This window comes from Haloplanus salinarum, assembly GCF_024498175.1.
GTDB lineage: Archaea > Halobacteriota > Halobacteria > Halobacteriales > Haloferacaceae > Haloplanus > Haloplanus salinarum.
Genome location: NZ_CP101823.1, coordinates 2,829,886 through 2,853,092, shown reverse-complemented (window position 1 = coordinate 2,853,092; position 23,207 = coordinate 2,829,886). Strand labels below are relative to the sequence as shown.

General features: G+C 69.5%; 22 protein-coding genes. 18 read left to right on the top strand and 4 right to left on the bottom strand.

What is annotated here, in order from left to right; genetic code table 11:
* Positions 1 to 209: 209 nt before the first annotated feature.
* Both NO364_RS15000 and rpiA read left to right on the top strand, forming a co-directional pair.
* Positions 210 to 1,688: a CoA-acylating methylmalonate-semialdehyde dehydrogenase gene (locus tag NO364_RS15000; RefSeq protein ID WP_257627939.1), complete on the top strand. Its 1,479-nt coding sequence runs from the start codon at positions 210 to 212 to the stop codon at positions 1,686 to 1,688.
* A 171-nt stretch (positions 1,689 to 1,859) separates the two neighbouring features.
* Positions 1,860 to 2,552, top strand: a complete 693-nt coding sequence (gene rpiA, locus NO364_RS14995; protein ID WP_257627938.1) for a ribose-5-phosphate isomerase RpiA — start codon at positions 1,860 to 1,862, stop codon at positions 2,550 to 2,552.
* Between the two features lie 45 nt (positions 2,553 to 2,597).
* Here rpiA and NO364_RS14990 read toward each other — a convergent pair whose 3' ends face one another.
* Complete coding sequence (locus tag NO364_RS14990) at positions 2,598 to 2,765, bottom strand: DUF1931 family protein (RefSeq protein ID WP_257627937.1); 168 nt, start codon at positions 2,763 to 2,765, stop codon at positions 2,598 to 2,600.
* Between the two features lie 152 nt (positions 2,766 to 2,917).
* On the opposite strand from NO364_RS14990, the gene larB reads away from it, so the two are divergent.
* The 3 genes from larB to NO364_RS14975 all read left to right on the top strand — a co-directional run bounded on the left by larB (position 2,918) and on the right by NO364_RS14975 (position 4,363).
* Positions 2,918 to 3,685, top strand: a complete 768-nt coding sequence (larB, locus tag NO364_RS14985) for a nickel pincer cofactor biosynthesis protein LarB (RefSeq protein ID WP_257627936.1) — start codon at positions 2,918 to 2,920, stop codon at positions 3,683 to 3,685.
* A 140-nt stretch (positions 3,686 to 3,825) separates the two neighbouring features.
* Positions 3,826 to 3,975, top strand: a complete 150-nt coding sequence (locus NO364_RS14980; RefSeq protein ID WP_199243625.1) for a DUF7563 family protein — start codon at positions 3,826 to 3,828, stop codon at positions 3,973 to 3,975.
* Positions 3,976 to 4,105: 130 nt separating this feature from the next.
* Positions 4,106 to 4,363: a GIY-YIG nuclease family protein gene (locus NO364_RS14975; RefSeq protein ID WP_157690116.1), complete on the top strand. Its 258-nt coding sequence runs from the start codon at positions 4,106 to 4,108 to the stop codon at positions 4,361 to 4,363.
* A gap of 19 nt (positions 4,364 to 4,382) precedes the next feature.
* Here the strand turns inward: NO364_RS14975 and NO364_RS14970 are convergent, their stop codons facing one another.
* The gene (locus tag NO364_RS14970; RefSeq protein ID WP_199243627.1) at positions 4,383 to 4,544 is read right to left on the bottom strand and encodes an FmdB family zinc ribbon protein; all 162 of its coding nucleotides are present in this window, start codon (positions 4,542 to 4,544) and stop codon (positions 4,383 to 4,385) included.
* A 151-nt stretch (positions 4,545 to 4,695) separates the two neighbouring features.
* Between NO364_RS14970 and NO364_RS14965 the strand changes: the two genes are divergently transcribed.
* Complete coding sequence (locus tag NO364_RS14965; protein WP_257627935.1) at positions 4,696 to 6,063, top strand: phosphoglucomutase/phosphomannomutase family protein; 1,368 nt, start codon at positions 4,696 to 4,698, stop codon at positions 6,061 to 6,063.
* 81 nt (positions 6,064 to 6,144) lie between these two features.
* Positions 6,145 to 6,843, top strand: a complete 699-nt coding sequence (locus NO364_RS14960; protein WP_157690118.1) for a DUF7546 family protein — start codon at positions 6,145 to 6,147, stop codon at positions 6,841 to 6,843.
* On the opposite strand, the gene samp2 is transcribed toward NO364_RS14960, so the two are convergent.
* On the bottom strand, positions 6,772 to 7,437 hold the full coding sequence (gene samp2, locus NO364_RS14955) for a ubiquitin-like small modifier protein SAMP2 (protein ID WP_394352050.1): 666 nt from the start codon (positions 7,435 to 7,437) through the stop codon (positions 6,772 to 6,774). The genes NO364_RS14960 and samp2 overlap by 72 nt on opposite strands.
* A gap of 78 nt (positions 7,438 to 7,515) precedes the next feature.
* Here samp2 and NO364_RS18415 point away from each other — a divergent pair, with 78 nt between their 5' ends.
* The 10 genes from NO364_RS18415 to NO364_RS14895 all read left to right on the top strand — a co-directional run bounded on the left by NO364_RS18415 (position 7,516) and on the right by NO364_RS14895 (position 21,669).
* Positions 7,516 to 11,880 (top strand): LAGLIDADG family homing endonuclease, encoded by a 4,365-nt coding sequence (locus NO364_RS18415; protein ID WP_420191798.1) that lies wholly within the window; start codon positions 7,516 to 7,518, stop codon positions 11,878 to 11,880.
* A gap of 87 nt (positions 11,881 to 11,967) precedes the next feature.
* Positions 11,968 to 14,736, top strand: coding sequence for an alanine--tRNA ligase (alaS, locus tag NO364_RS14935; protein WP_257627934.1), 2,769 nt, complete (start codon positions 11,968 to 11,970; stop codon positions 14,734 to 14,736).
* 52 nt (positions 14,737 to 14,788) lie between these two features.
* Positions 14,789 to 15,067: a hypothetical protein gene (locus tag NO364_RS14930; protein WP_157690120.1), complete on the top strand. Its 279-nt coding sequence runs from the start codon at positions 14,789 to 14,791 to the stop codon at positions 15,065 to 15,067.
* Between the two features lie 57 nt (positions 15,068 to 15,124).
* On the top strand, positions 15,125 to 15,895 hold the full coding sequence (locus NO364_RS14925) for an alpha/beta fold hydrolase (RefSeq protein WP_257627933.1): 771 nt from the start codon (positions 15,125 to 15,127) through the stop codon (positions 15,893 to 15,895).
* 32 nt (positions 15,896 to 15,927) lie between these two features.
* Entirely contained in the window at positions 15,928 to 16,626 is a 699-nt protein-coding gene (locus NO364_RS14920) for a type 1 glutamine amidotransferase (RefSeq protein WP_257627932.1), read from the top strand.
* Between the two features lie 56 nt (positions 16,627 to 16,682).
* Positions 16,683 to 17,471 (top strand): HVO_0234 family beta-propeller protein, encoded by a 789-nt coding sequence (locus NO364_RS14915; RefSeq protein WP_257627931.1) that lies wholly within the window; start codon positions 16,683 to 16,685, stop codon positions 17,469 to 17,471.
* A 37-nt stretch (positions 17,472 to 17,508) separates the two neighbouring features.
* On the top strand, positions 17,509 to 18,360 hold the full coding sequence (gene prs, locus NO364_RS14910) for a ribose-phosphate diphosphokinase (protein ID WP_157690124.1): 852 nt from the start codon (positions 17,509 to 17,511) through the stop codon (positions 18,358 to 18,360).
* 189 nt (positions 18,361 to 18,549) lie between these two features.
* Complete coding sequence (locus NO364_RS14905; RefSeq protein WP_257627930.1) at positions 18,550 to 19,656, top strand: ABC transporter substrate-binding protein; 1,107 nt, start codon at positions 18,550 to 18,552, stop codon at positions 19,654 to 19,656.
* A gap of 3 nt (positions 19,657 to 19,659) precedes the next feature.
* A complete protein-coding gene (locus tag NO364_RS14900; protein WP_157690126.1) occupies positions 19,660 to 21,204 on the top strand; it encodes an ABC transporter permease in 1,545 nt (514 codons plus the stop codon).
* 45 nt (positions 21,205 to 21,249) lie between these two features.
* Positions 21,250 to 21,669: an HIT family protein gene (locus NO364_RS14895; RefSeq protein ID WP_257627929.1), complete on the top strand. Its 420-nt coding sequence runs from the start codon at positions 21,250 to 21,252 to the stop codon at positions 21,667 to 21,669.
* A gap of 414 nt (positions 21,670 to 22,083) precedes the next feature.
* On the opposite strand, the gene NO364_RS14890 is transcribed toward NO364_RS14895, so the two are convergent.
* Entirely contained in the window at positions 22,084 to 22,332 is a 249-nt protein-coding gene (locus NO364_RS14890; protein ID WP_257627928.1) for a TrmB family transcriptional regulator, read from the bottom strand.
* 288 nt (positions 22,333 to 22,620) lie between these two features.
* On the opposite strand from NO364_RS14890, the gene NO364_RS14885 reads away from it, so the two are divergent.
* Positions 22,621 to 23,088 carry a hypothetical protein gene (locus tag NO364_RS14885; protein WP_257627927.1) on the top strand — a complete coding sequence of 156 codons (468 nt, stop codon included), beginning with the start codon at positions 22,621 to 22,623 and terminating at the stop codon, positions 23,086 to 23,088.
* The last annotated feature ends 119 nt before the right edge of the window (positions 23,089 to 23,207 follow it).

Genomic DNA, 23,207 nt, shown 5'->3' with positions numbered 1-23,207 from the left:
GCGACTCGATCGATCAGCCGTGACCGCGTCGGCGACGCGCCCCGTGTCGACTCCAGGGCTGGTTGCCGACCGACCGAGCGTCGCCACGGCGGCAGTAGCTATGATTTCCTATGTTCAAAGAGAAATTCAGTATCAGTTCCTACTATATTCCTCGAATATAGAAAATTTTCCAAAAACCTTATTGTTGGTATGGCGATATATGGTGTCGCATGTCACTCGACGATACCCCACCGTGGAACGATGTTCGGAACTACGTCGACGGCGACTGGCGGGACCCACGTGGCCCGAACGGACAGGAGGTCGTCAACCCGGCGACGGGCGAGTCCATCTCCTACGTCGGCTTCAGCTCCGCGGCCGACGTCGAGGACGCCGTGGAGGCCGGAATGGCGGCGTTCGAGACGTGGGAATCGACACCGGTCGAGGAGCGGATACAGCCCTTGTTCGAGCTCAAGCGTCTGCTCGAAGCGCACCAATCGGAACTCGCCGAAGTCCTCGTCCGCGAACACGGAAAGACCCGCGCGGAGGCGAACGGCGAACTGCGGCGGGGGATCGAGAACGTCGAGGTGGCGTGTGGCATCCCGTCGATGATGCAGGCGGGGCACCTCCCGAACGCCGCACCGGATATCGACGAGACTGCCGTCAGGAAGCCCCTCGGCGTGTTCACCGCGATCACCCCGTTCAACTTCCCCGGGATGATCCCCCTGTGGTTCCTCCCTTACGCGGTTGCGACGGGCAACGCGTTCATCCTGAAGCCGAGCGAACAGGTCCCCGTCGTCACCGAACGGCTCTTCGAACTCATCGACCGAGCGGGCTTCCCGGACGGCGTCGTCCAACTCGTCCACGGGGGTGTGGAGACGGTGAACGCGCTGCTAGACAACGAGGACGTGGTCGGGGCGTCGTTCGTCGGTAGCACGCCGGTCGCCCGGACCGTCTACGAGCGTGCGGCCACACACGGCAAGCGAGTGCAGGCACAGGGCGGCGCCAAGAACCACATAATCGTCACCGAGACCGCCGACCTCGATTTCGCCGCCCGCAAGACGGTTTCGTCGGCGTATGCCTGCGGAGGGGAGCGGTGTCTGGCGAACGACGTCGTCGTCGTCGACGAATCCGTATACGACGAGTTCGCTGACCGACTCCTCGAGCGAGCTCGCGCCCAGACCGTCGGCGACGGTCTCGACGAGGGAACCGACATCGGCGCTCTCATCACGCCGGAACACGAGACGCGAGTGCGTGAACTGATCCAGACCGGCGTCGACGAAGGCGCCGAACTGCTCCTTGACGGACGCGACGTCACCGTCGACGGCTACGAGGACGGCAACTTCCTCGGTCCGACGGTCTTCGGTGACGTCGCTCCGGAGATGACGATTGCACGCGAGGAGATCTTCGGACCGGTGCTCGGGCTCGTCCCGGTCTCGGGACTGGACGAGGCCATCGAAATCCTCAACGGGAGCGAGTTCGGCAACGCCGCCAGTCTGTTCACCAGCAGCGGTGCCGACGCACGCACGGTCCGCCACCGTGCCGACGTCGGAAACCTCGGGGTCAACGCCGGCACCGCCGCGCCGATGGCCTTCTTCCACTTCGGCGGCCGAAAGGTGTCCTTCTTCGGTGACCTCCACGCGCAAGGCGAGGATATGATTCGCTTCTACACGGACGAAACCGTCTACATCGAGCGCTGGCCCGACGCGTAGCCGGCACGGCGTCCCCCGCCGGACCCTCCCAGTTTGCCGTCGCACGAGCCACGGGCCGGCCCACCGGCGGTACCGGTCGCCCCGGTGCCGACCGGGTCGGCTCGGGCTGGTGGCGCCGACTCCGGCCAGTCGACCGCGGCGTTTTTGCCCGCCGCCCGCACACCCGTGTGCATGAAGACGCCGGGTGGATCGGACGCGGCGAAGCGTCGCGCGGGCGAACACGCTGCCGACCTGGTGAGTGACGGCGACGTCGTCGGCCTCGGCACCGGGAGCACGGCCGCCCACGCCATCCGAGCGCTCGGACGGGCGGTCGACGCCGGCCTCGACGTCCGCGGCGTCGCCACCTCCTACGCCGCCCGCGACCTGGCCCGCGAGGTGGGGGTCCCGCTCGCCGACCTCGACGCAGTCGAACGGATCGACGTCGCCATCGACGGCGCCGACCAGGTGAGCGACGACCTCGCCCTGATCAAGGGCGGCGGCGCCGCCCACGCCCGCGAGAAGGTCGTCGACGCCGCCGCGGAGCGGTTCGTCGTCGTCGCCGACCCATCGAAGGAGACGGCGACCCTCGACCGACCGGTTCCGGTCGAGGTGTTGCCGGACGCCCGGGCGACCGTCCGACGGGCGATCCGCGACCACGGCGGGACGCCGACGCTCCGGGCCGCCGAGCGGAAGGACGGCCCGGTGGTGACCGACAACGGCAACCTCGTGTTGGACTGTGATTTCGGCCCCGTCACGGACCCGGGATCGTTGGCGACGGCCCTCGCGGCGACGCCGGGCGTCGTCGCCCACGGCCTGTTCGTCGACATGGCCGACGAAATCCACGTGGGCCACGCCGACGGCGTTCGCGTACGAAGGCCCGAGTGACGCCGTCGCTGTCCGGTCGAAAAAAGTCGAGAAGTGGGGACCGACTTAGAGGTCGCGCGGCTGGACGGTCTTCCGGTCGTTCTGCTCGGCGCGCCGGGCGGCGTCCTCGAGCAGTTCCTCGACTTCCTCGTCGAGGGCATCGTAGAAGTCCGAAGCGACGTTCTTGTCCTGGAGCGCTTCCTTGACGGCGGCTTTGACGATGAGGTCTGCCATACGAGCAGTACATACCCACCCTTATTAATAAGATTTCCCAAATCGGCCGCACGTACCGCCACAGGTGCCGTTCTCGCGCGGTTCGCCCCAGATATATAAATACTGGGGCCGAAAACCGACACCTACGAGTGTCTCACGGTCGGACGACGGGTATGCGCGAGCTTCTGGATGCGGTGGCGAGTGGCGAGTTGTCCCCGGCCGAGGCGGAGGCCCGACTCGCCGGCTACGCCACGACCGACGCCGGTCGGTTCGACGCGGCACGCGAGCGCCGTCGGGGTATTCCCGAGGCAATCCTCGGGGACGGCAAGACTCCCACGGAGGTGGCGGCGATGGTCGATGCGGCCCTGGAGACCACCGGCCGCGCCGTCGTCACCCGTGCCGACGACGGCCACGTCGCCGCCGTGACCGACGACCTGGCGGCGGGGATGACCGTCGACCACGACGAACGCGCCCGGACGCTGGTCGTCGAGGCGCCGGGCTTCGACCCGCCCGACGTCGACGCGACGGTGGCCGTCGTCACCGCCGGCACCTCCGACGCCGCGGCCGCGGGCGAGGCGGCGGTCCTGGCCCGGGCCGTCGGCGCCACGGTGGAGCGGGTCGACGACGTGGGCGTCGCCCACCTCGGGCGGATCGTCGATCACCTCGACGCCCTTCGCGGGGCGGACGTGGCCGTCGTCGCCGCCGGTCGCGAGGGCGCGCTCCCGACGGTGGTCGCCGGCCTGATCGACACGCCGGTGATCGGACTCCCGGTGTCGACGGGCTACGGCTACAGCGGCGAGGGCGAGTCGGCGCTCGCCAGTACCCTCCAGTCCTGTACGGTCCTCTCGACGGTCAACATCGACGACGGGTTCTCCGCCGGCGCCCAGGCGGGACTGATCGCACGGGCCGTCGCCGACGCCCGCCGGGGCGACGACGCCTGACCGCCACCGCCGATCGGTCGATCACGACCCGCTCGGGGGTCTCCTCTGGACGGTTGGGCACGAACGCGTGCGCGCGCGTTAGCCATTTAGGTGTGTGATCCCAAAACGTGGTACCGGCACCGGTGGTAGCCGGTTCAATCATGGCACGCTGCGATCACTGCGGGTCGCACGTCTCGGAACGCTTCGAACGGGTGTTCGCCGACGCGAACGGGCGAATCCTGGCCTGTCCGAGCTGTTCGGCCAACGCCGGCATCGCCGAAGCCTCCAGACGTCGCACCCCGAACGCCTAATCACTGCAGCGACGTTCGACCACCACGCGAAGCCACCTTCCACACCGCAATTCGGCCGCCGGCCGTGGCCGTCGCGGTCGGTCCCGCCCGGCGACCACACGCTTATAGACCCCCGTCTCCACCCCTCGACGTGCACTACGTCTACGTGCTCGAGTGTGTCGACGGCACGTACTACACGGGGTACACGACGGACGTGGAGCGACGCGTGGCCGAACACGAGGCGGGCGAGGGCGCGAAGTACACCCGGGGTCGGACGCCGGTCGAACTCCGCCACGTCGAACGCTACGAGACGCGCTCGGCGGCGATGTCACGCGAACACGAGATCAAGTCGCTCTCGCGCCGTGCGAAAGAACGGCTCGTCACCGACCCGGACGCCGACACCGACTGACCACCCACCGTCCGTGTCGTCACACCCGATTGATCAGTTCCACGTCGGTGCTACCACACGCGTGACACGACGGGTCGTCGACGCTCGTCCCCACGTCGAACGTCTCCCCACACGCATCACACCGGTAGACGACGCGTTCGTCGGCCGTGAACGCCCGTTTCAGGGTTTCGACGATGGACATACGCCTCACCCCAATGGATGGTAACGGATGGCACAATAATTCGCTTTCGCCAACCGCCGGAACGGTGGACGCTCGTCCACCCCCCGTTCGGTGGACGCTCGTCCACCCCGCCGACGCCCACCTTTTTGCCACCGCCGTGGGAGGGTGGCGTATGGACGCCATCTCCTTCGGCACCGACGGGTGGCGCGCCCGTCTCGACACGTTCACCGACGAACGGGTGCGGACCGTCGGGCAGGCGGTCGCCGACTACCTCGCCGACGAGGGGTTCGACGCGCCGGTCGCCGTCGGCTACGACGCCCGGGCCACCTCCGAGGGCTTCGCCGAATCGCTCGCCGACGTCCTCGCCGACAACGGCTTCGACGTCCTGCTCCCGGAACGGGACCGGCCGACCCCCGTGATCGCGTGGGCCGTCGTCGACCGGGGCCTCTCCGGGGCGCTGATGGTCACCGCCTCGCACAACCCCCCCGAGTACAACGGCGTGAAGTTCATCCCCGCGGACGGCGCGCCGGCGCTGCCCGCAGTGACCGACGCTATCGAGGCCCGCCTCGCGGACCCCCGCGCCGACGGGCCCCGGGGGTCGATCGACCGCGTCGACCTCGTCGCGGCCCACGCCGCCCAGGCCCGCGACCTGGTCGACCCCGACCTGGCGGGACTCACCGTCGTCTACGACGCCATGCACGGCAGCGGCCGCCGGGTGACCGACGCCCTCCTCGAATCCGCGGGCGCGACGGTGATCCGCCGGCGCTGCGACCGGGACACCGCCTTCGGCGGGGTGCCGCCCGAGCCGAGCGCCGAACACCTGTCCGGCCTCGTCGACGCCGTGGCGGCCCACGACGCCGACCTCGGCATCGCCAACGACGGCGACGCCGACCGCCTCGCGGTCGTCACGCCCGACCGGGGTTACCTCGACGAGAACCTCTTTTTCGCCGCCGTCTACGACGCCCTCCTGGCGGAACGCTCCGGCCCCGCGGTCCGAACCGTCTCGACGACGTTCCTGATCGACCGGGTCGCCGCCGCCCACGGCGAGGAGGTCGTCGAGACGTCGGTCGGCTTCAAGTGGGTCGCCGAGGCCATGGTCGAACACGACGCCCTGATGGGCGGCGAGGAGTCCGGCGGCTTCTCGATCCGGGGGCACGTCCCCGAGAAGGACGGCGTCCTGATGGCGCTGCTCGCGGCCGACGTGGCCGCCGGCGAACCCCTCGACACCCGCGTGGACCGCCTGCTCGACGTCCACGGCGACATCGTCGCCGACAAGGTGAGCGTCGACTGCCCCGACGAGCGGAAGGCGGCGGTCGTCGACGCCCTCGGCGACGCCATCCCCGAGACCGTCGCCGGTCGGGCCGTCGAGGATGTCGTCACGCTCGACGGGTTCAAACTCCTGCTCTCGGATGGCTCCTGGCTCCTGGTCCGGCCGAGCGGGACCGAACCGAAGATGCGCGTCTACGCCGAGGCCGAGAGCCGCGAGCGGGTCGACGCCATCCTCGACGAGGGCCGGGACCTCGTCGCGGCGCTCGTCTAGCCCGGATGTCGACACCTCCATGGTCCTCCGTCCCCGACGCCCGAATATGGCACCCGAGCGCCCCCGCGCCGTGATCCCTCCGTGAGCGGCGCCTACGGTCCCCTCTCGCGGGTTCGCCGGCTCCTGGCTGCGGAGACGGCCGCCATCCGCTGGTGGTTCCTCGTCGTCGCGGCCGAACTCGCACTCGTCACCGCCTACCTCGCCGTCTCGGACGTGATCGTCACCGAACCCCGCTACGTCGTCTACCCGTTCCTCTGGATCAACGCCGGGGTGTGGGCGGTGATCCGAACCGAGACGCCGAGCGTCACCCGCCGTCAGTGGGGCGTCGCGGCCGCCCTGTCCGGGGGCTACCTGTTGCTCCTCCTGGTGGTCGGCGGCACCCTCCAGCTCGGGATCGACGGGCCGCTCAACGGCGGTGCGGTCGCCTCGATCCACTGGAACATCCCGGGGCTGGGTCCGATCGTCGTCTACGGCACGCCGCGGGTCAGGCTGTCGATCATCCCGTTCAAGGTCGTCGGCTACGTCGCCATGACCTACCTCGTCTACGCCCGCCTGCTCTCGGCGTCGCGGGCGGTGCTCTCCGGCGTCCTGGGCCTGTTCTCCTGTGTCGGCTGTGCCTTCTCCCTTCTCTTGCCCCTGCTCGGAGCGACCACGCTGTTCGGCTCGACGCTGACCGGCCTCGCGTGGGACCTCTCGACCCTCGTTTTCCTACTCACCGTCGCCTTGCTCTACTGGACCGACGACATCGGGGCCGCGCTCTCGCGCCGACTCCCGCGATAACCGGCCCCGGAGGCGGTCGCCGTCCCCCGTCGGCTCGACCTCGAACCCGAGCGACTCGTAGAACGGCCGCACGTCGGGGTCGAACTCGGCGACGAGGCGGTCCCGCTCCGCGGCGGCGGCCGACACCAGCGCGGTGCCGACACCCCGGTCGCGCCACCGGCGCCGGGTCGCCACGGCGGTCACCCGGTCGCCGTCGCGGACGAGGGCGCCCACGACCCGCCCCTCGACGGTCGCCACGAGGGCCGCGCCGTCGTCGATGCGCTCCCGAACGGTCCGGGCGTCGACCGAGAGCACCGCGCCGTCGAGTACGCGCATGACGTCGAGGTGATCGTCGGCGTCGGCGGATCCGACTCGCACCCGGTCGTCGATATCGGCCGGTCGCGTCCCGTCGCCCCCCTTGACCAGCCGGAGGACGCGCACGTCGGCCTCGAAGTCGACCGTGCGGTCCTCGGGGACGGGTGAATCGTCGACGAGGACGGCCGCCTCGTGGGGGCTGAACTCGAGGGCCGCGAGCAGGTCGCCGTAGGTGGCGTCGGGGGCGACGTCGACCGCCCTGACGCCTTCGCCGACGACCTCGGCACGAACGGTCGGCATGGACGGTTGGAGTCGACCGACGGGCCTGAACCTTCGGGTTCCGCTCGGTTTATGTGCCGACCGACCCCTCGATAGGACATGAGCGATTCCGAGGGGTCGTCGGCGGGCCGGGAGATCTGGATCGAGAAGTACCGCCCCCAGACCCTCGACGAGGTGAAAGGACAGGGCGACATCGTCGACCGACTACAGAGCTACATCGAGCGCGACGACCTGCCGCACCTGCTGTTCTCGGGGCCGGCCGGCGTCGGAAAGTGCGTGACGGGCGATACCCCGGTCCTGACGAACCGCGGCGTCGAGCGAATCGGTGACGCCGTCGGTGGGGTAGAGGGGTTCGACGACCCGGACGCGGGGTTGGAAGTGCTGACGTTCCGCGACGACGGGTCGTTCGAGTTCACGACACCGTCGCACGTCTTCGGAAAGACGACGGACGACCTCGTCCGTGTCACGACGCGGGATGGAAACGATTTGACCGTGACGCCGGAACACAGACTCCTGACCGTGGCTCACGACGGACTGGAGTGGGTACGTGCCGGCGACCTCACTGCCGGGATCCGCGTCGTTCGGCCCCGTCGAACGCCGCTTCCCGAGGGCGACGGTCGCCTCGACTGGATGGGTGCGATGGACGGTGACCGAACCGTCGTCCACGTCACCGAGTCGTTCGCCGCCGACCACGACATCCCGGCCGAGGAGAACTACGTCGGCAAGAAGAAACGCGTGGTCGCTGGCTTCCGACGTGGGGAGTCGGACGCCACTATCGCGGACGCCGCCGGCACGACGACAAAGACCGTCCAGTCCTACCGCCGAAACCTCGACGTGGACTTGGACGAACCGAGTACCGTCTGTTCGCTGTCGTCCCTCCGTGGTCTCGACGTCGCCCGCGACGAACTACGCACGCACGTTACGGCCGTCCAGTACGTCACCCGGAACAACCAGCGTTCCGAGCCGATCACGCCACCGTGGGAACTCACGCCGACGCTGGCGTCGTTCGTGGGGCTTGCCGTGAGCGAGGCCCGGATCGATGGCGGTCGGGTGAAGTTCTACAATACGGACGACGGGCTACTCGACCGGTTCGAGACCGCCGCCGAGTCGGTGTTCGGTCTCCAACCGCGACGGGGAACACAGGACGGCGTTCCGTACCGCGAGCTTCACACGCGGACGCTGACACACTTCCTCGCAGCCTGTTTCGACGTCGACGGCGGGACGGCCGGCATCGGTTCCACGCTCGTCCGCGCCGACGAGGCGAGTCGGACGGCGTTCCTCCGTGCCGTCTTCGACGCCGAGGCGCACGTTACCGAACACGGGATTATCGAGTTGACACAGAAGGACGAACACCTCATCACCCTTCTCTCGTACTTGCTCTCGGGATTCGGCATCCCGAGTCGACGCAAGCGCGAGCGGAAGGCGCCGACGAACGGCTCGGGAACCGAGCGGGCGTACCACACGCTGTACGTCTCCAGTGCCCGACATCTCGAGCGATTCGCCGACCGCGTCGGGTTCAGCATCGACGAGAAGGCGGATCGGCTCGAAACCAACGCCGCCCGCGATCCGGATCCGAACGACGATACGGTGCCGACACAGGCCGCCGCCGATACGCTCTGTGAGCGGCTCTACCTGACGAAAGGCGACTACATCCCCGACAGTCTGAATCCCGAATCCCCCGGTCGCGAGCGGTATCTCGACTGCGTCGACGCCCTCGTGGATGCGGCGACGGCGCGCCTCGACGACGCGCAGCGGACGCTCGAACGGATCGACGAACTCGCCGCAGATCTCGATGCCGTTGCATCGATCCCCGCGACGGGGGTCGGCACGCGCGACGACTTGGAACCGATCGAGACGCGACGAACCCTCGCCGAACGGGTCGGCGTCGGATCCGACCGACTGCTGGAGTACGCGGACGGCCGCCGCACGCCCGGCAGCGACCGAACGATCGAACTGCTCGATCGGCTTCACGAAGACGGCGTCGACGTCGACGTCGAGCACGTTCGAGCGACGCTTCGGGACGCCATCGAGACGCTGGAGATTCCATACGAGCACGTCGCGGACGGGACGGACATGCACGGGACGGACGTCCAGAGCCTCCTCGACGGCGGCAACGACCTCGGATCGCTGACGCGGTTCCGAACCATCGCCGATCGCATCCGGTCCATCGCGTCCGGACTCCCGTCCGCGGCGGTCCTCGACGCGCTCACGACGCTACACACGCTCACCGATGCCGACCTCTACTTCGACGAGGTCGAATCGGTCGAACCGGTCGACGAAGCACGTCGGGTCTACGACCTCGCCGTCCCCGGAACCCGCAACTACGTCGCCGGCGGCGTGCCGTCGGTGATGCACAACACCACCTGCGCCACGGCCATCGCCCGTGAGGTGTACGCCGACGACTGGCGGGGCAACTTCCTCGAACTCAACGCCTCCGACCAGCGCGGCATCGACGTCGTGCGCGACCGGATCAAGAACTTCGCCCGCTCCTCGTTCGGCGGTTTCGACTACCGGATCATCTTCCTCGACGAGGCCGACTCTCTGTGCGTACCGCCGGGGACAGAGGTGGTCACCGGCTATCCGTCAAACCCCGAAGTGAAGCCGATAGAAGAAGTGAGCGACGACGGTGAGCCGATCCCGTCGGTCGACTTCGAGACGAACGAGATACAGTCCGACAGCGGGAAACTCGTCGATTCGGGCGTTGCGGACTTCTTCGAGATCGAACTGGCGGATGGCCGGTCCGTTCTGGCGAGTCCGAGCCACCCGTTCTTCGTGATCGACGAGGACGGGAAACTCGTCGAGAGGGAGTTGCACGAACTGTCCCCGGGGGACGAGATCGCGGATTTCAAAGACGACATCGGCGTGTCGCGGTGTGAGATCTGTGATGCGTGGACCGCCGGACGCTTCTGCTCCGTCGACTGCAAGGACGAAGGGCACAGCCGGGATATGAGCGGCGAACGGAACCCGATGCACGGGACGACGTGGTCGGACGAACGACGCCGGAAGATCGTCGAGAAACTCTCTGACGGGAGGTTCGCGGGCGAAAACAACCCGAACTACGGTGGCGAGTTCCACGGCGTCCACGTCTGGGAAATGGACGAGCGGACGGTCGAGCGCGTCCGCGAAACGATCAGCGAGATGCGGTCCGGAACGCCGTGGGAGGAGTGGGTCGTCGATGCCGATCCCGAACGGGTGAAAGAGGATATCGGGTCGGCCTCTGCCGAGTGGTGGGAGGGCCTCGGCGACGACGAGCGAGCGGCGATCATCGAAAAGAGCGTCGAGAGTACGGATTATCCGGTCCGTGATATCAGCGGCGACGACAACCCCATGCGCGACCCCGAGATCGCACAGAAAGTCTCGGACGCACTACAGGGACACGAACCGACTGGCGGCAACGTCAGACACAGCGACGAACTCGGTCACCTCGTCCGCTCCGACTGGGAGTACGAGGTCGCTAAGGCGTTGCAGGACGCGAACATCGACTACGAGTACGAGCCCGCGTTCGAACTGTCCGATTCCGTGTTTCACCCGGACTTCCTGGTCGACGATACGGTAATCGAGGTCAAGGGCGTTGCCGAACTGTGGGGACAGACGGAGAAAGTAACGGAATTCCTCGACACCTACGGCGACGAATACACGTTCGTCGTTGTCGGCGACTCGGAACTCCCCCACCACGAACACTACGAGCGGTCGGAGTTCGATCCTGCAGTACTCTCGGATGGCGGCCTCCGGACGGTCGACACCGTAGAGATCAGTCGCATCGAACACAGCCACCGGGGCAAGGCCTACAACATCAGTATGGAGGGAACGCCGAACTTCATGCTCGCCAACGGGATTCTGACACACAACACCTCCGACGCCCAGTCGGCGCTCCGCCGGACGATGGAGCAGTTCGCGGACAACACCCGCTTTATCCTCTCGTGTAACTACTCCAGTCGGATCATCGACCCGATCCAGTCCCGGTGTGCGGTCTTCCGGTTCTCGCCGCTGTCCGACGACGCCATCGCGGCGCAGGTCCGCGAGATCGCCGACGCGGAGGGCATCGAGACGACCGAGGACGGCCTCGACGCCATCGTCTACGCCGCCGGCGGCGACATGCGACGGGCGATCAACACGTTGCAGGCGGCGGCGACGACCGGCGACGTCGTCGACGAGGAGGCCGTCTACACCGTCACCGGTACCGCCCGCCCCGAGGAGATCGAGTCGATGGTCGAGGCCGCCATCGAGGGCGACTTCCCCCGCGCCCGTTCGACGCTGGAGACGCTGCTCGTCGACTCCGGCATGGCCGGCGGCGACGTCATCGACCAACTCCACCGGTCGGCGTGGGACTTCGACCTCGACGACCGCCGAACCGTCCAGTTGATGGAGCGCCTGGGCGAGGCCGACTACCGCATCACCGAGGGGGCCAACGAGCGGGTGCAGTTGGAGGCGATGCTGGCGGCGCTGGCACTGGAGTCGGAGTGAGCCGGTCGAATGCCGTGTGCCCCCGTCACGGGGCGTGAGGGCCGTTCCCGGAACTGTTTTAGGCGGAGACGGGCCAACGTGGTGGTAATGAGCGAACTCGAAGACGCCTACCGCCTCGAGTACTTCGAGGAGGAGGGGTTCACTCGACAGGAGTGTGCCTCGTGTGGCGTACACTTCTGGGCGCGGGTGGACCGCGAGACCTGCGGCGAGCCCCCCTGCGACGACTACGCCTTCATCGGTGATCCCGGATTCGACGAGGCGTACACCCTCGAGGAGATGCGCGAGACCTTCCTCTCCTTTTTCGAGGACAACGGCCACGAGCGCATCGAGCCCTACCCGGTCGCGGCGAACCGCTGGCGCGACGACGTCCTCCTGACCCAGGCCTCCATCTACGACTTCCAGCCGCTGGTGACGTCCGGCGAGACGCCGCCGCCGGCCAACCCACTCACCATCTCCCAGCCCTGCATCCGGATGCAGGACATCGACAACGTGGGCAAGACCGGCCGGCACACCATGGCCTTCGAGATGATGGCCCACCACGCGTTCAACGTCCGCGACGACGCCGACGGCGAGTACGCCTACGAGGGCGAGGTGTACTGGAAGGACGAGACCGTCGAGTACTGCGACCGCTTCTTCGAGTCGATGGGCGTCGACCTCGCGGACATCGTCTACATCGAGGACCCGTGGGTCGGCGGCGGCAACGCCGGCCCCGCTTTCGAGGTGATCTATCGCGGCCTCGAACTCGCCACGCTCGTCTTCATGTCGATGGAGCAGGACCCCGACGGCGAGTACGAGATGAAAGACGGCAACCGCTACAGCCCGATGGACACCTACATCGTCGACACGGGCTACGGGCTGGAGCGGTGGACCTGGATGAGCCAGGGGACGCCGACGGTCTACGAGGCGGTCTACCCCGAGATGATCGACTTCCTGACCGACCACGCGGGGATCGACCACTCCGAGGAGGAGCGGGCGCTGATCCAGGAGGCCGCCCGCCTCTCGGGCTACCTCGACGTCGACGAGATCGACGACCTGGCCTCCGCCCGGGCCGAGGTGGCCGACGAACTCGGCGTCGACGCCGCGGAGTTGACCGCCCTCCTCGAACCCCTGGAGGACGTCTACGCCATCGCCGACCACTGCCGGACGCTCGCGTACATGCTCGGCGACGGCATCGTCCCGTCGAACGTCGGCACGGGTTATCTCGCACGGATGGTGCTCCGGCGGACCAAACGCCTCGTCGACGGGCTCGACATCGACGCGCCGCTCGACGAACTCGTCGACATGCAGGCCGAGCGCCTGGGCTACACCAACCGCGACACCGTCCGCGACATGGTACGGACGGAGGAGCGAAAGTACCGGGAAACGCTCGAACGCGGCCGTCGCAAGGTCGAGAGTATCGCCGAGGAGTACGCCGAACGCGACGAGCCGATCCCCCGGGGGACGCTGATCGAGCTGTACGACTCCCACGGTATCCAGCCCGACATGGTCGCCGACATCGCCGACGAGTACGGCGCCGCGGTCGACGTGCCCGACGACTTCTACGGGCTGGTCGCCGCCCGGCACGAGGGCGGCGGCGACACCGAGTCGGTCACCGACCGCGACGAGCGGCTGGCCGACCTTCCGGAGACAGAGCGGCTCTTCTACGACGACCAGGAGCGGATCGAGTTCGAGGCGGTCGTCCTCGACGTGTTCGAGCGCGAGGACGGCTACGACGTCGTCCTCGACCAGACGATGTTCTACCCCGAGGGCGGGGGACAGCCGGCCGACACCGGGACGCTCTCGACCGACGAGACGACCGTCGAGGTGACGGACGTCCGGCGCCGCGACGGCGTCGTCCTCCACCGGACGGCCGACGACCCCGGCAAGGGGGAGTTCGTCCGCGGCCGGATCGACGCCGACCGCCGGTTCAGCCTGATGCGACACCACACGGCGACCCACGTCGTCGGCCACGCCGCCCGGCAGGTGCTCGGCGATCACGTCCGGCAGGCGGGCGCACAGAAGGGGACCGACCGTGCACGGCTCGACATCCGCCACTTTCGGCGGCTCTCCCGCGAGGAGGTAAAGGAGATCGAACGCGTCGCCAACAAGGTCGTGACGGACAACCTGTCGGTCACCCAGGAGTGGCCGGACCGACACGAGGCGGAGGCCGAACACGGCTTCGACCTGTACCAGGGCGGCGTCCCCCCGGGACGGCAGATCCGCCTCATCCACGTCGACGACGACGTGCAGGCGTGTGCGGGCACCCACGTCTCCCGGACGGGCGACATCGGCGCGATCAAGATCCTCGGAACCGAGCCGATCCAGGACGGGGTCGAACGCCTCGTCTTCGCGGCCGGCGAGGCCGCCATCGAGGCGACCCAGCGCACCGAGGACGCCCTCTACACCGCCGCCGACACCCTCGACGTCGATCCCGAGGACGTCCCCGAGACGGCCGAGCGCTTCTTCGAGGAGTGGAAGGAACGGGGTAAGCAGATCGACCGCCTGAAGGAGGAACTCGCGGAGGTGCGCGCGGCGGCGGCCGATCCCGACGCCGTCGAGGTCGGCGACGTCTCGGCCGTGATTCGGCGGATGGACGCCGACGCCGACGAGTTGCGTGCGACCGCGAACGCCATCGTCGACGAGGGCGCGGTGGCGGTCCTCGGAAGCGCCGCGGGCGGCAGCGCCCAGTTCGTCGTCGGCGTCCCCGACGACGTCGACCTCAACGCCGGCGAGGTCGTGGGCCGTCTGGCGGGTCGCGTCGGCGGCGGCGGCGGCGGCCCGCCCGACTTCGCACAGGGCGGCGGCCCCGACGTCGACGCCCTCGACGACGCCCTCGACGACGCTCCCGACGTCCTGCGGGCGATCCGAAACGCCTGACTCCGTCGTCACGCCGCCGAGTATCACTCCTGAGGATCGGGGGCGAGCCTTGATGTACGAAGACGCGGCACCTCGTCGCGTGAAGTCGTCGTGGCTCCCGAGTCCGTCCGCGCTGTCGGTGTACGGACTGCTCCTTGCGGGTATCGTGGCGCTCGTCGGCGTCTCGGTTCCCAGCAGTTCGCTCCTTCGGCAGGTGTCGCCGGTCGCGCTCGTGACCGGAGCGAACCCCGTCGACGTCCCGTCGCTGGCGCTGAGCGGCGGCTTGCTCGCCGTCGGGGTCGCGGCCATCGCGCTCGGCCTGTCGTTGCTCTTCGCTCGCGTCTCCCGATAGTCACCCGGCGCGGCCCGACGGGAACGCCTCAAGTGGTTCGCCCGTCTACGGTCGCCCATGTCCACCGCGTCCAACGGCTCCGTGTCCCTGTACTACGAGGTCGACGGTGATCCGGACCGGGGGACGGTCCTGCTCCTCGGCGACGCGGGCTACGGCGCCTGGCAGTGGGGGTGGCAACACGCGGGCCTGACCGGCCCCTTCGAGACGGTAGTGACCGATCTCCGCGGTACCGGCCGCTCCGACGCTCCGCCCGGTCCCTACACCGTCGACGACTTCGTCGCCGACGTCCAGGCCGTCCTCGAAGCGCACGGCAGTCGGCGGATCCACGTCGTCGGCGCCGGCCTCGGGGGAATGGTCGCGCTCGAACTCGCGCGCCTCTCCTCGCGCCCGCGGTCGCTCGCCCTCCTCGGCACCGCCCCCGTCGGCGCCGACCTGACCCTCGATCCGCTGTACGGCGACCCGTCCGATCCCGACGCCCTGGAGGCGTCGCTCGCGGCCGCCCTCTCGCGGGACTTCCTCGACGCCCATCCGGACGTCGTCGAACAGGTCGTCGAGTGGCGCGCCGCCGAGGACGCCACCCCCGAGGCGTGGGCGGCACAGGCCGCCGCCGTCGAGGCGTTCGACGTCTCGGATCGGCTGTACGAGGTCGACGTCCCGTCGCTCGTGATCCACGGCCGCGACGACGCCGTCTGGCCGGTCGAGTGCGGCCGACGCCTCGCTCGCGAGCTGCCACGGGGGGAGTTCGTCGGCCTCGACGGTGGCCACCTGATCGGGATCGAGCGCTCCCGCGCGGTCAACGATCGACTGTTCGGCTTCCTCGGGGCGTAAGAGCCAACCGTCTCGGCGGCCTCACCGTGCGTATGCAGCGCCCCCGTCTCGCCCTTCTGGACGCCTCCCACGGCGCCGACCACACCCGCCGCAACTTCCGGCGGGAGCTAGACGCCGACCTCGCCGAGTTCGACGTGACTGTCGGCGACCTGCCGCCGAACTTCGACTACGACGGCGTGGTCGTCACCGGGTCGCGGGCCTCGGTCTACTGGGACGAGTCCTGGATCGACGACCTGCTCACCTGGATCGAACGGGCGGTCGACCGCGGTCTGCCGGTCCTCGGGGTCTGTTACGGGCACCAGGCGCTCGCGGCGGCCCTCGGCGGCCGCGTCGAGGCGATGGACGACGTCGAGATCGGTTACCGGGAGATCGACGTCGTCGACGCCGATCCCCTGCTCGCGGGGATCGACTCGCCCTTCGTCGCCTTCGAGACCCACTCCGACCGCGTGGCCGACCTCCCCCCCGGCGGGACCGTCCTCGCGGAGAACGACCGGGGGATCCAGGCGTTCCGGCGCGGCGACTGCTGGGGCGTGCAGTTCCACCCCGAGTACGACCGATCGAGCGCCGAGACGGTCACCCGTGGGAAGGACCTCCCCGAGGCTCGCATCGAGGCGGTCGTCGACGGCATCGACGCCGACGCCTACGCCGCGGCCTGTCGGACCAAGCGGCTGTTCGACAACTTCCTCGAACACGTTCGGTCGCGGGCGGTCGAGACGGCGGCGGACGCGTAGTCGATGGCCGACGACGGCCCACCACCGTTTTTCACCGCTCCCCACGGAGGTGGGGTATGAGCCACGACGTCACCATCGACGAGAAGCGGGTCTACGCGGACCGGACGGGCGCCACCGAGATACTGGTCGCCGCCGAACAGGGACTGGTCGTCGCCTCGCTCTCGGCCGACCTCGTCGGCGAGTTCGGCCTCGACCACCGGGCGGCCGTCCGGGACGTGGCCGCGACCGGCGACCGCCGCGTCCTCGCCACCGACGGGGACGTCCTCGTGGGGAGCTACGAAGCCACCGACTTCGGGACCGCCGTCGCCGTCGGCTTCGACCGCGAGGGGGCGCCGCTGGCGGCGGCCCCCGACGGCCGGGTCGCCCGCCTCGACGACGGCTGGACGCGGCTGGGGACCGTCGACGACCCCCGCGCGGTCGACGCGGGGATGATCGCCGCGGCCGACGGCGTCCACCGGGTCGTCGACGACGGCCTGCGGCCGGTCGGCCTCGCCGACGTCCGCGACGTCCACGGCCGGGACCTGCCGTTCGCGGCGACCGGTGACGGCCTCTACCGACTGGGCAACGGCTGGATGGACGAACGCGACGGCGCGTTCGCGGCGGTGGGCGCCGACGGGGACCGGGCCGCGGCCGTCGGCGACGCCGGCCTCCTCGTCCGCGAGGACGTCGCGGCGTGGTCGGCCGTCGAGACGCCTGCGACCGACCGGATCGTCGACGTGGGGTTCACCGAGGCGGCGACGGTGGCGGTGACCACCGACGGGACGTTGCTGGCGGACGCGGGCGACGGCTGGCGGACGCGGACGCTGGGTGTGACCGGCGTCTCGCGGCTGGCGGTGCAGGCCTAACGGAAACGGTTTTCGGCCCGGCCGTCGACCCCCCCGTATGATCGTTCCGGGTTCCGAGTCACAGGCGCTGGGTGCGGCCCTAGCCGCGGAGACGGGGGAGCCGCTGGCCGCGGTCCGCTACGAGCGGTTCCCCGACGGCGAACGGATGGCGTCGGTCGAGGTCCCCGCCGACGCCGACCGGGCCGTCGTCGTCGCCGCGACGACCACCGACGCCGCACACGTCGAACTCCTGCAGTTACAGGACGCCGTCCGCGAGGCGGGCGTCGAGGAGGTGGTGACGGTCCTCCCCTACATGGGCTACGGGCGACAGGAGCGTGCGTTCGAACCCGGGCAACCCGTGTCGGCCCGGGCCGTCGCCCGCGCGATATCGACGGGGACCGACCGGGTCGTCCTCGTCGACCCCCACGAGGCGTCGGTGACCGACTGCTTCGACGTGCCCTGCGACGTGGTGCGGGCCGCGTCGCGGCTGGCGACCCCTCTGCCCGGGGGGCTGACCGACCCGCTTTTCCTCTCGCCCGACGCGGGCGCCGTCTCCCTCGCCGAGTCGGTGCGCGACGCCTACGGCCGCGGCGCCGTCGACTACTTCGACAAGGTGCGTCACTCGGGAACGGAGGTCGAGATCACGCCGGGCGACGCCGCCGTCGAGGGGCGGGACGTGGTCGTCGTCGACGACATCGTCGCCACGGGGACGACCATGAGCGAGTCCATCGCCGTCCTCGACGACCGGGCGGCGGCCGCGGTGTACGTCGCCTGCGTCCACCCCCTGCTCGCGCGGGCGGCGCGGACGAAACTCGAACGCGCCGGCGTCGAGGCCATCTACGCCACCGACACCATCGAACGCGACGTGACCGCCGTCTCCGTGGCGCCGGCCCTCGCGGACGCCCTGTAGGCGATGGCCGGCCCCCGACGTCCCGACCCCCGACGACGCCCTCGTCCTCGACCCGGACTGTCGCCGGTGTCCCGCCCTCGTCGACGCCCGCCACGTATAAACCATCCCGCGAAACATTTTTAAATCAACCGTCGAACTACCGGACACCGAACGAATCGGCCGGCCTCGGTGCCGGTCGGAGATCCAACCATGACGACGACACCCTCACGACGACGCGTGCTCGGTGCGCTCGGCGCCACGTTCGCGGTCGGTGTCGCCGGCTGTCTCGGCGGGACGGCCGGCGACAGCGGGGCCGAACCGACGACGGCGGCGACGCCGACGCCGGAGCGGTCCTCGGTCCAGTTGCTCCTGGACTGGAAGGCCAACGCCACCCACGCCGGGCACTTCGTCGCCCGGGAGCGGGGGTTCTACGAGGCCGAGGGCCTGAGCGTCGACATCGTCTCCGGGAAGGGCGGCGCCTCGACGGCGAAACAGGTCGGCCTGGAGAAGTATCCGCTGGGGCTGACGAGTGCCGCGGCGACGCTCGGCACCCGCGACGAGGGCGTGGCGCTCCAGGCCTACGCCGCCGCCCAGCAGGGTCCGAACAGCGTGGTCTACACCACCGCCGAGGCCTTCGGCGGACAGCTCGACGGGCCCGCGTCGCTCGCGGGCAAGACGGTCGCCGTCCCGCCGGCGGCCTCGAACCTCGCGCTGCTGAAGGCCATCCTGAAGGGGGCGGGCGTCCTCGGCGAGGTGTCCTTCCTCGAAGTGGGGTGGGGCGGGCTGACCTCCTCGGTGCTGTCCGGCGACGCCAACGCCGCGCTCGGGGCCTTCCCCGACGGTATCTCGCTCGGCCGCGACGGCCACGACTCCGCGATGCTGTGGATCGCCGATCACATCCCCACCGTCGGGCGGTCGGTCGTCGCCAACCCCGCCTTCGTGGAGTCGAACCCCGAGACCCTGCGGGCGTACCTCCGGGCCACCGCCCGCGGGTGGGCGTGGGCGTCGAACAACCCCGAGGGGGCGATGGACCACCTCGTCGACGCCCAGCCCCGACTGGAGGCCTCCTACGACCTCGGCGTGACGAAGATCAAGCACACGGCGAAGCGCCTGATCCTGACCGACGCGGTGCGGGAACACGGCTGGGGGTGGCAGTCCGCGACGGCCTGGGGGACCGTCGCGGACGCGCTGACCGAGGCCGACCTCCTCTCGGCGGACGTCGCCGTCGACGACGCGTGGACCAACGCCTACCTCGACGGCGACGACCCCTACGTCGGATCGTACGCCGACCGGGTCTCGGCGGAGTACGAGTTCTGACCCGTGGGTGGGACGCGCTCGCTGTCCGGCGCCGAGCGCGCACCCGCCCTCGGGCGGCGGTCGGCGGCGCTGCTGGTCGCGGCCGCCGCCCTGTTCTGCTGGCACGCCCTCGCCGTCGTCGTCGGCGTGCCGTCGCTGTTGCTCCCGGCGCCCGCGACGGTGGCCGCGACGCTCGTCCGTCGGGCCCCCGAGATGGCCCCCCACGTCGCCTACACGGGCTACGAGGTGATCCTCGGGGGTGGCCTCGGGGTCGGCGTCGGCGTCCTGCTCGCGCTCGCGCTCGCCGTCTCCCGTCCGATCCGACTGCTCGGAACGCCACTCCTCCTCGGGGTGCAGGTCGTCCCGGTGGTGGTGTTCGCCCCCCTCCTGATCCTCCTGTTCGACGCGACGCTACTGACCCGGACGCTCATCGCCGCCCTCCTCACCTTCTTCCCGGTGACGGTGGCGACCCTCGACGGCCTCCGGTCGGTACCCGCGGGCCAACTGACCCTCCTCCGGTCGGTCGGCGTCCCGCGCTGGCGACGCGTCCTCTACGTCCGCGTCCCCAACGCCCTCCCGACGTTCGTGACGGGGCTGAAACTCGCTACGCCGGTCGCCATCCAGGGGGTCATTCTCGCGGAGTTCCTGGCCGCCGAGCGTGGCATCGGACACCAACTGCTCGCGACGGCCAAGCGCTTCGACACCGCGCTCCTGTTCGCGTACGTCCTCGTCCTCGCGGCGTTCGGCGTGGCGCTGTTCGTCGCGGTGGCGGCCGTCGAGCGCCGGCTCCACGCCGACGCCACGGACGTGACCGACCTGCTCGAATCCACCGGCGTCCTCGGGAGCGCGTCGCTCCCCGCCCGCGGCACCGCCGCCGTCGCGTCCGTCCTCCTCCTCCTCGGTGGCTGGCACGTCGCCGCCGCGGCGACGACCCTCCTCCCGACGCCCGCGGCCGTGGCCGCCACGCTCGCCGCCTTCCCCGCGCTCTTCCTCTCCACGAGCGTCGACACGCTGACGAAGTTCGGCGTCGGGTGGGGCGCGGGCGCGGCCGTCGGACTCGCCGTCGGCACCGCCACCGCGCTGGTCCCGGAGGCCCGCTCGACCGTCGAGGGGTCGCTGATCGGCCTCCGTGCGGTCCCGGACCTCGCGCTCGTCCCCCTCCTGCTCGTGTGGGTTCGCATCTCCTTCGAGGCGGCGGTGGTCCTCGTCGCCATCGCGGCGGTGTTCCCGGTCACCGTCGGCACCGCCGCGGGACTGCGGCGGATGCCCGCCGCACACGCCGACCTGCTGGACCTGGTCGACGCCGCCCCCCGGCGTCGGCTCGCGGTCCGGTTCAGACACGCCGTCCCCGCCCTCTTCGCCGGCGTCAAACTCTCGGTCGTGCGGAGCCTCGCCGCCGTCGTCGTCGCCGAGTGGTTCGTCGCCGAGTCCGGGGTCGGCGTCCTCCTGCTTCAGGGGATGACCAACGGCCAACCCGCGCTCACCTTCGCCGCGGCCGTCGTGCTCTTCGGCCTCGGGTTCGGCCTGTTCGGCCTGACCGCCGGCCTCCAGCGTCGCGCCTCGTGGTGACCGCCGCCGCGTAGTTTCTTTAGCGTGGACACACTATCCGCACCCATGACCGACTGCATCTTCTGTTCGATCGTCGACGGCGAGATTCCGAGCGACACCGTCTACGAGGACGACACCGTCGTGGCCTTCCACGACGCCAACCCGCTGGCCCGCGGGCACACGCTCGTCATCCCCAAAGCACACCACGAACGCCTCGACGACCTCCCCGCGGACCTCGCGACCGACGTCTTCGCCGCGGTCCACGACCTGACCGGCCGCGTGGAGCGGGCGGTCGACGCCGAGGCGACGACGGTCGCCGTCAACAACGGTGAACTGGCCGGGCAGGAGGTCCCCCACGTCCACGTCCACATCGTCCCGCGGTTCGCCGACGACGGCGGCCGCCCGATCCACGCCCTGATCGACGAGCGTCCGGAGCTGGACGACGACGAACGAGCCGAGGTGGCCGCGGCCATCGAGTCCGCCTGACCGGCGACGTCCCGCCCCTCATTATACAGATAAATGAGTCAAAGGAAATGCAAACAAACGCATTTATACTAACGATGCGTGCACCCTGATGCGAGAGGTGATCGAACATACGAACAAATAGGGGCGATTGGTGACCGATTCGACGATCTGGTCTCGCCGCATCGTCAACGCCACACGAGCCGGTCAGTCTTCAGGGTGATCGGACTGGGAATGCTACCCATCAGCTCGTCCATGGCCGACACGCCCATCCGCTCCCGGTGGGCGTTCACCCTGGGTTCGCGATATGCCACATCACCTGCCCGCTGGCCACGGGCACCGATTCTCACGGTCGATTCCTGCCACGGTAACCGATCCGCCACCACGAGCGGATCGACCGCCCCGACGCCGAGTCCGCCGGGAGCCCCGCCGACGCCGTTACGCCGCCGGGACGTACCGTGCGCCGTCGCGGTTGATCGCGTCCCGCTCGGCCAGCGTGTCCAACACCGGAAAGAGCGTGATCTTCCGGAGGTCTAGGGCTTCGTGCAGTTCTTCGACCGTCGCCCCGTCGGTGGCAGCGAGGAACACGTAGACGAGTTTCGATTCCGCGGATCGGAGCGTCTCGGGCACGTCGATGTTCGGTCGGTCGCGCTCGCTCACGTCGGCGGCGAGGTGGGTGGCACTCATCTCGACTAGTCCGATGAGCTACATGTCCATAAAACTTTCTGCAATATGATATGTCGTGATCGATCCGGACAATTCCCTCATCGACGATGGCAACGGATTCGTAAAATCGGAACAGATCCCTATATAACGATCTTTACGCTAGTTTTCGACTTCCGAGACATTCGCGCTCGTTCGTGGTCGATCCCGCGTACTTTCCCATTATCTATCGGAAAAATTACCTTCGTGATCGGCGGGCAGCCGTCACCCGACCACCGTCAGGTCGAAGTCGGTCGCGTCCGTACGGCCCGCATGTCGACACTGCCGTCGGCGTCGCCCGCCGTATCGTTGCTGTTCCCGGTCGGCGTCGCCGCCGCCGTGGTCGCGACGCTCGTGATGGACGTGGTGATGGCCCGCCTTCCGGAGGGGGAGACGCCGCCGTTCGTCGCGGCCGGCGTCCTGACCGGCCGACCGCCGGACGATGCCCCCGGTCGTCTCGCCGCCGTCGTCCACTACCTCGCCGGCATCCTGACCGGCCCGCTTTTCGTCTGGCTCTCCCTGACGGGCACGGCCCTGTTCGGCCCGTCGCTCGTCGTCACCGCGATCGCGGCCGGCCTGCTCTATGCCCTGATGGTCGCCTTCTTCGCCGTCGTCGTGTTGCCCCGGTCGCGGGTCGCCGACGGTCGGGTTCCCGCCATCCGACGGGGGTGGGCGGTGTCGGCGGCCGCGTACCTGGCCGTCCTCGTCCCGCTCGTCACCCTCGTCGGGCGGACGCTCTGATACGGATTATTGTAACTGGTTGCCGGTGGTTCGCCGGACCGTCTCGGCGAACCACCGGTAATGACTTACAATAAACAGTATGAGCCCACTGGTTATGCGTCACGGCCGCCAAGATGGGG